The organism is Desulfurella sp. (assembly GCF_023256235.1).
Lineage (GTDB): Bacteria > Campylobacterota_A > Desulfurellia > Desulfurellales > Desulfurellaceae > Desulfurella.
Genome location: NZ_JAGDWY010000069.1, coordinates 34,099 through 43,184 on the forward strand (window position 1 = coordinate 34,099; position 9,086 = coordinate 43,184).

6 protein-coding genes are annotated in these 9,086 nt (G+C 27.4%); 3 read left to right on the plus strand and 3 right to left on the minus strand.

The genetic code is table 11. From position 1 onward, the window contains the following. Positions 1–226, plus strand: a 226-nt coding sequence (locus Q0C22_RS07695) for a hypothetical protein (protein WP_291493435.1), incomplete at its 5' end; no start/stop codon positions are given. Next, positions 198–932, plus strand: a complete 735-nt coding sequence (locus Q0C22_RS07700; protein ID WP_291493436.1) for a methyltransferase domain-containing protein — start codon at positions 198–200, stop codon at positions 930–932. The genes Q0C22_RS07695 and Q0C22_RS07700, both read left to right, overlap by 29 nt. Before the next feature lie 126 nt (positions 933–1,058). On the opposite strand, the gene Q0C22_RS07705 is transcribed toward Q0C22_RS07700, so the two are convergent. The 3 genes from Q0C22_RS07705 to Q0C22_RS07715 are packed head-to-tail and all read right to left on the minus strand — an operon-like array spanning position 1,059 to position 8,120. Further along, entirely contained in the window at positions 1,059–3,824 is a 2,766-nt protein-coding gene (locus Q0C22_RS07705) for a PD-(D/E)XK nuclease family protein (protein ID WP_291493437.1), read from the minus strand. Continuing rightward, on the minus strand, positions 3,802–6,864 hold the full coding sequence (locus Q0C22_RS07710) for an exodeoxyribonuclease V subunit beta (RefSeq protein ID WP_291493438.1): 3,063 nt from the start codon (positions 6,862–6,864) through the stop codon (positions 3,802–3,804). The genes Q0C22_RS07705 and Q0C22_RS07710 overlap by 23 nt, the downstream gene beginning before the upstream one ends. A gap of 35 nt (positions 6,865–6,899) precedes the next feature. Further along, complete coding sequence (locus Q0C22_RS07715) at positions 6,900–8,120, minus strand: EAL domain-containing protein (protein WP_291493439.1); 1,221 nt, start codon at positions 8,118–8,120, stop codon at positions 6,900–6,902. Positions 8,121–8,317: 197 nt separating this feature from the next. Between Q0C22_RS07715 and lptE the strand changes: the two genes are divergently transcribed. Then, entirely contained in the window at positions 8,318–8,851 is a 534-nt protein-coding gene (lptE, locus tag Q0C22_RS07720) for an LPS assembly lipoprotein LptE (protein ID WP_291493443.1), read from the plus strand. Positions 8,852–9,086: the final 235 nt, after the last annotated feature.

The following is a 9,086-nucleotide window of genomic DNA, read 5'->3' on the forward strand; positions in this document are numbered from 1 at the left end:
TACCAAAGTCATACCAGATAGTTTAAAAGAAGGCCTGGAATTCTTAAAAACATCAAGAGTAGAAAAGTTTGAGAAAAAAGAAAATTACTTTTGTGCATGCGCAAAGCATGATTTTTTGAAGCTTTCCGGTGCTTGTTTTGATATTTGCAAAAACCCAATAATTATAGATTCAAACCATTTTTTTAGTGAGGTTGTAATTGAGCATATTATCAAAAAATTATATTAAGCGATCATTTGATAAGGCTTCAAAATCATACTCAGGCTTTAGTGAACTTCAAAATGAGATAGCAAAAAACCTTACTTTTATGATAAAAAGTGATTTTTTTGGTGATATACTTGAAATTGGTGTAGGCGATGGGAAACTTGCCAATTTAATAAAATTTTCTTATAATAATTATATCGGTATAGATTTATCTTTAAATATGGCTCATTTATTTAAAAAAAATCATCCAAAAAAATACAGCATTGTAGCTGATGGTGAAAATCTGCCATTTGCTTCAAATACATTTGATTTAATCATAAGCTCTTCTGTTTTTCAGTGGTTTGTTAGTCCAGAAAATTCGATACCAAAACTTATAAATTTACTGAAAGATAAAAAAAATATGTTCTTTAGCGTTTTTTCAAAAGGCACATTTTGGCAAATGCACGAAATTTCAAAAATTACAGGATTTGGCAGCGTCCTTGATTTAAAAGATAAGCTTTTTTACGAAAACTTAGGCTTTGATTGCAAAATGGTGCAATATACAGTTTACTATAAAAGCGTCAAAGATTTCTTGCACTCGCACAAAAAAAGCGGCGCAAGATACACAAACCAAACTACTTTTTGTGCAAAATCTAAATTTTTTGAGTTTTGCTCTATGTATGAAAAATTATTTGGTACACAAAAGGGCATAGAGGTAACATATGTGGTAACTTTTTGCAAAAAAGCTTAAATTTGCTATCTTTGTTGACTTTTTAGCGTAATGCTAAATTTGGTAATTTTGCAACTGACTTCATTTAGGTATACTAAAATCATCTTATGTAATTCTAAAGCGTCTTTTTTATTAATAGCAAAAAAATTACCAGCTTTTTGTAACAAATTGACGCGAACAGATTACTTTGTATGGACAATTACTGCATTTGCTTTCAATATTTTCATCTGTACAATCAAAATACTTGCAAAATAAAATCTCATCTATAATAATTTTTAAAGCTTCTTCATAGCTTTCAAGCTGTTTATTGGTAATTTCAAATGATTTAATTTTTGATTCCTTCAGACTCCAAAATTCAAATTTTATATTTTCTACAGTAAAATTTTTCTTAATCAAAAGTACATACAAAGGTAGCTGAAAAGACTTTATTTTGCTGAACCATTGGTCTCTATTTTCTTTTGTTGGCACAAAATCAACATTTGGTTCTTTTGGCATTCCTGTTTTATAATCAACAACTACAACTGTGCCATTTATACTATCTATTTTATCAAGTATGCCAGTTATGCAATAATCTATGTTATTAATATTTAATTTCATGTGTAACGGAAATTCTAAATGTTGTACGACTCTTTGCTTTATTATGTCAAAATTACGTTCAAAAAAACGTCTTATTGCATATTTTATCTGTTCTTTTTGTAAGAATACATATTTTGAAGGCGATTGAATATGGTTATCTATAATTGTATCTATTTTTTTAAACTCACTATGTAAATTTCCTGGGTTATATTCTTTACCTTTGTAATCCTTAAAATATTCATATAAAACTTTATGAGATATAGTGCCTATGGACATTGGATCCAAATTCTCTTCATATGAAGTTTCTTTTAATTTTAAAATATGTGAAAAATAAAACTTTGCCTTGCAGCTTAAAAAAGTATCAATAGCTGAAGCAGAAAAATAAAAATTATCTCCATTTAAAATTTGACTAACTTTTCGAGAATTTTCTATAATCAGCGGTTTTCCTTGAGCAAATGTAACCTCCATCAACGCGTCCTCTTCTTGTGGTAGATCCAGACGTTTTTCCTGTTTTTGTATATCCCAGAAAATGCTTTCTAAAAACCTTGATTTGTTTTTATCCTGTGCGGTTTGGTAAAAAAAATACACTTCGTTTGCGCTATATACCAGATTAAAAAAATTGTACTTTTGCATATCAAGCCTGTCTTTTGATGTTGGAAGACCAAGAAATTTTCTGATATTATCCGTTAGAATTGTGTCTTGTTTTGGTATATTTGGCATTATACCTTCGTTTGCACCAAGGTAAAAAACTCGATTGAATGTCAAATTTCTGGTCTCCAAACTACCGAGTATTTGAAAACCCTGCGTTGGACTTGAAGGAAAAGAAACATTCTTTGTTTTGATAAAATTTTTAAGTAAGTTAAAATAGCTTGAAGAAGAATCCAGCTTATATTTTTTTATGTTTAAATTTGAAAGTTCATCTAGAATTTCTAAAGTTCTTTCAACATATTTTGATTCAATTGCATGCAAACCTGCATTAGAGTTGTTTTGTAAAAAATCTATTAAATCAACAACTTTATCTAAAAAATCACCTATATTTTTAATATTTAAAAAATTATCTACAATATAGATATTTATAAGTTTTACAAAATCCAAAAACTCATTGTATGAAATCTCAAAACCCTGTTGTTTAAGCTTGTCTATAGAGTCTAAAATCAATTGTTTATCTTCTAAGTCTTTTCGCTCTACAAAAGATCTGGCGTTATTTAAAAAGAAACTTTTTATACTGTAAGCATAAATTTTAGCAGCAATATCAATACTGCCAAGCCTTAAGCTTTTTATGTAAGGATGTGAAATTACATTTACATAGTCGCTTATGTATATAGAACTTGTTGCTTTTTTATGGAGGTTTAAAAGCCTATCAAGAAGCGATATTATTGGTGTTCTTGATAGAGGATATCCTATTGAAATGTTAAAAACATCCGATTTTGGATCCAGACAATTATGAAGTAAGGCAAAAAGATAATTTTCGCTTGAAAGTACAATTAAATCATCATCTCTAAATCCATTTAGTTCTTTTTTTAGCTCTTTTAACTTAAAAATCTCGTTATGCAAATAAGGCGCTTTAATAAAATGATACCTGGTTTTTTTATTGTACGACGCTTTTTCTTCAATGTTTTTAATGTTTAGCTTTACTAACAAATCTTTTATTTTTGGACCATATTTTGAAATAAAAATACCATTAAAAGATTCAAGCATATTTTTAAAAAGCTCTTGCTCAGTTTTTGTTAAATCATAAAATCCGGCAAAAATTATACTTTCTGTATTTTCTTGTTTGTAATCCTTTGAAAACAATAAAGCTTTTTTATACTTTACAGATCTTGTGCAAAAACCATTTTCGTTTAATTTTTCATAAAAAGTTTTATAAATATAAGAAAATCTTGTAAATCTATCATTAAAATTTATCAGGTTATCGGGTAAATTACTTTGCACTAAATAATCTATACTTGAAATATCAACTTGTTCTAAATATAGCTCTTCAAAATCAGAGTATAGCTTATAACCCCATGCCCAGAAGTAATCTATGCTTTTAGTATTTACAAAAGAAGCTTTCTGGTTTAGTTCATATAGTAAAAAAACAGCTTCAAGCGTTGAAATTTCAGGGTAAACTATATCGCTATGAAGTTCGTAAATTCTATCTACAAAATCATCAATTGAAAAGAGTTCAACAAAACTCAAAGCATTATTTTTTTTGCTTGCAAGCGATTTAGACAGGTAAATAGTTGGCCTTCTATTTGGAAAAATTACGGTAACCTGCTTTAAGTCTTCATTCAAAATTAAATTTGATAAGTCTTCTATCAAATTACTTGAGCTATCAATTAAATAAGCTTTGCTCAATTTTAATAACCTCTTTTGTATTAACGTTATATAAAAAACCCAATAGATTACATTGACCAAAAACATCTTTTAAAATATTCATATAATTTAAAACCTGTGACTTATAATTTGCAATCTCTTGTTTGGTTAACTTTCCTGTTTTGTAATCTAAAATATATATATTATCATTCTTATCAATCACCACTCTATCCATTCTAAAAATATTGCCTTTTTTGTCTATAAAGGTTTTTTCTGTAAATACTCTATTTTCTTTGCTAAATAAAATTTTAAACTCATCTATATTTAGAATGTCCAGAATTTCTTTTTTTAGTTTATTTATATCAAAATCTATAAATTTTGAGTATTTTAAAATATAATCATCAAGTTTTAAAAAATCTTCCTCATACTTTAAATGTGCAAGTATCTTGTGATAAATTTCACCTTTTTTTGAATCTTTTATACGTTTTATAGTCCAGGCCGGAGATTGTGATAATAGTTTATTGAAATTTGTTTTCAATTTTACAAGGTTTTTGCCTGTATAAAAATTTTGTTCTTTATTAATTGAAAGCTTTGTGCCAATCTCTTCTTCTTTTATTGAACACTTTGTTTCGTTTTCTTTGTAATATATAAAATTATACATCTGCATTTTTGCTCTTGTTAGTGCAACGTATAAAACGTTAAAGTCTTCTATATTTTTTTTTAATTGATCTTTATTGTAAATCTGGCAAAGATTTTCATTAGAAGTAAAATTTTTTGTAATGTATAATAAATCAAGCGTGTCTTTTGTTTCAAAAATAAATTCGTTTTGCCCATTTGATCTTTTGTTTGGATTTAAAGCAAAATTTTTATCCGCATTAAGTACATTTATTACAACATCAAATTGCAAACCTTTGGATTTATGTATTGTAAGTAACTGTATACCTTCTTGTGATTGTGAAAATTCACAGGAAAATATGTTAGATTCACCCTGTTTGTTATTTTCAAAATAGTCAATAAAAGAACCTAAATCACTTATACCAACGGATTCAAATTCCAATATCTTATCAAGCAAAAAACTTAAGTAATGACTTTCTTGCTGAAAATTTTCATCTATTTTAAATGTTTTTATTATGTTTAAAACTAACTCATAAACAGGTAAATATCCCACATTGTTAAAAATTTCCTTAAAATACATATCCCATTTTTCAGCAAATGAATCTTTAAATTTTATGTATAAAAACTTTGGAGCTATATTTTCAGCTAAAAAATCCAAAATTATTGATCTATCTATAATAAAATTGAATATATCACCCATTAAAAAAGTAGCAAAACTCAAATTATCAAGTGGATCGTTAAAGAATTTTAAAAGACTTACAATTTCGTTTATTATTTTTCTTTGCCTTATATCACTTGCACTCTGAGACAACACTGTATAGTTTTTTTCTAAAAGCCAGCCACTTATAGTATTTATTTCTTTGTTTGTAAGGGCTAAAATTGCAATCTGATCAGATCTAAAACCGCTATTTAACAAATCATCGATAGTTTTAAGTAAACTATCTTTTATGCAATTAATGCCTTCATCGCTTGCAAAACCAAACAACTGAGTTTTAACATAACCTTTAAACAAATGTTTATCAAGCGAAATTGATTCAAAATCCAGATAATGCGTTGGGTCGTTAGTTTTACTTATTGTATCCTTCAGGTATTCTTGAAAAACTTTTTTAGAGTAATCCACAATATGACCAAAAGACCTGTAATTATAATTAAGCGTTTTATTTATGCATTTACTTTGCGGGAAAAACCTTACCGGCTCATCTATTAAATTCTTCATTATTTCAAAATCTGCTTTTCTAAAACCATAAATTGACTGTTTTAAGTCTCCTACTATGAATAAAGAACCGCCTTTTGAAAGAGATTCTTCTATCAAAGGCTTTAAAATCTCCCACTGAATTTTTGATGTATCCTGAAACTCATCTATTAAATAATGATATATATAGCTTCCAAGTGTGAAGTAAATTGTGGGCACATAACCTGCTTCTAACAAGTTAATAATGCGTTTATTTACATCAGGCAAAAATGTCTTGCCCAATATATTGTAGGTTTTTACAATGTGGTTTTTAAAGTCTACAAATAATTTCAAATAAGGTAAACGTTTTATTTTTGCAATTTCATATAATTTTGAATTTATTTTTTCAAGGCATTCTTTCCATATTTTCTTTGCCGTTTCATCTTTATAAGGAAAGTTTATCTTATTATCCACTACGCTTAGTATATTTTTTTCTTTTAATGCAAGTTTTAAATTTTCAATCTTCTTTAAACCAACATTTCCTGAAGTTTTTTCCATTGAGTGCTTTTCCAGTAAGTCAAGCATAATATCAAATATGGGGCTTAGTTCTGTTTTAAGCCTATCAAGCATATTTTTATCAAAATAAAAGAAACTTTTATGGGCAGACTCTTTGTCAAGCAAATTACTCAGTCTTGTTTTTATCGATTCAACAACCTGAAAATCCACAACAAAATTAGAGCTTTCATTTAGAAAATTCAAAAAATCAATCAAATCTGATGAAGGCGTGCTTTCTAAAAACTCATCAAAAGCATAATCTATTATACTTTTAGAATCCACATCAACATCAAAATCAGGATTCAAGCCAAGCTCAATTGCACTTGAGCGTATAATTTTTGTAATAAAGCTATCTATAGTCAAAACAAGATCGCTGTAATTGTATAAAATTTCTTCAATAGTTTTTGAAGCTGTATTTATCAAATCAAAATCTGTTATACCTATAAGGTTAATTAAATGTTGTTTTTCTTCTTTTGTAAGCAAATCAAGGTATATCTTCTTTAACCACTCTAAAACTTTATTTTTTATGTCATTTGTAGCATTTTTTGTAAAGGTTATGGCAACTATGTTGTTTATTTTGTTATTTAGTATATTTTTTGAAAGTAAAAATTGGACTATTCTTTGAGTTAAAACATATGTTTTGCCAGAGCCTGCACTTGCCTGTACAATCTGTATGTGTGGAAAATCAGAAGCAAAAAGTGTATTTAATACTTCGTTTGTATTTTGTTTATTCACATACATATATTAACAGAATTATTTTCTAATTCAAGACAAAATCAAATATCTTTCAAAAGACTTTGAAGCCATGCATAGCTTTTTAATTTTGACTCAACAAAAGTTTCCATAGAAATACCAAGGTTTGAAAGTGTTTCTATTAAAACCAAATAATCATTTTTTTCATCAAGCTCAAGCGCAAGCAACATGGTGCCAATTTTTCCTTCTTTAAAAAGAACAGCATTTTTTATCAAATCATCAATATTTATTTGTTCAAATAACTCTTCTTTAGGTTTCTGGATAACAACATCAATCAAAGACAATATGCCTACCAAAAACGCACTATCTTTATCAATATCCTTAAAATTTTCACTCAGTATTTCTAATTGCTTTCCTCTAATAACAGCTGTTTGAAAAACAGGTGATTTTTTAATGTTCTGTTTGTCTGCATAAGTCAAAATTAAAAGCCAGATTTTAAGCCTATTATATCCAATTAAATTTATAGCTTGATTTATAGAGTTAATTTTTTGTTTTAAACCAAAAGCAGCTGAGTTTATAAATTTTATTAATCTAAGTGTAATATCCGGCATGGCTTCAAAAAGCTCTTTTACCTTTTTAATGCTAGCATATGAATTTAACAGGTTCAAAAGTTTGATAACGCCTACTTGATTTGGCTCTAAATCTTTTGTTTTAAGTATTGTTGGACGCTCAAAAAAATAACCTTGAAAATACTTAAACCCCAGGTGTTTAAAAAATTCGAAATCTTCTTTTGTCTCAACTTTTTCTGCGATAAGTTTATCTGAAATTTTATAGAGTATATCCATTCTTTTTGCAATTTCCACTCTATCAGCAAGCCTGACATCAATTTTTATGTAATCAATATAGTTTATTACGGGAGTAAAATCATGGTAGCTTTTCTTATATACAAAATCATCCAAAGAGAATATATAGCCTTTATCTTTTAATTGTAATACTTTTGTAATTAATTTATCCACACTTGAAAAACCTTCCAATATTTCAATAACAAACTTTTCTTTAGGGATTAATTCAATTGTCTCGCTTAAAATATAATCACCGCTGAGGTTTAAAAAACCCAAGTAATCGCCAATAACATTTTCTATACCAAATCTTTCAAATAAATTAATGATTGTTTGAGATGTAGCAAATCTATTATCATTTACAGTAACAAAATTCTTTAAACTATCCCTATATAAAAGTTCATATGCAAAAATATCCTGATTTGTGTTAACTATAGGCTGTCTTCCAATAAAATAATCCTGCATTAAAACCTCACGGCACTTTGACTGATGCAAAGCATCATAATTATAATTTATATTATAAAATTACACTAATGTAAATAAAAAAATAAATTACATACTTGTATAGATTTTGATATTTATAGAGTTTTTATAATTTTTCTTCGCAAAAAAACAAAAAATTTTACTGGACATTTTGCATAAAAGTATATAAATATAATACTATGAAACTGCGCTTTAGGTTAACTTTTATTATATTAGCTTTTTTGCTTGCCTCATGTGGCTATCATTTAAGTGAAAACCATATTTACCTGCCAAACCATATAAGTAGAGTTTACATAGAAAACCCAAAAAACTCAACATATGAGCCAAACATTAGCGTTTACCTAAAAAATGCCATAATAAATGACTTAAAATTAGAACCAAATATTTCTATAGTAACAAATAAATCAGAAGCTCAAGCTTTTCTTAAAACCGATATCATATCATACTCAGCAGTCCCAACTGCATACACGGCAAGCGGCCTTGCTTCTATGTATAGTTGTACAATTACTGTTAAGCTTTCTCTAACAACAAAAGATGGTAAAAAAATTATATCAGACAAAATATTGACAAGTTCAAGAAGCTACAGTATACCAGATATAAATACAAACAGCATTAGTTCTATAGAATCAGCAAAACTTCAAGCAACAAAGTATGCAATATCTGATATGGCATCTCTAATTAGAGAACAATTATTTATGTCATCAGGTTTTTAAAAATACCAAATAAAATATTAATACAATTTTTTGATTATTTAAATTCTAGTGCATACTTTTTAAATTTTTTTAGAAATAACCAAATCTGCATAAATTTTTTTAGCATATCAATACTCTTTGCACCAAACAGTATTGATATATTAAAGCTGATGGTTTACCAGAGCTATTATATTAATCACCCGATTAATCCTTGTACATAACATTTTTATTACATGATTTTTTTACTTGACAAATT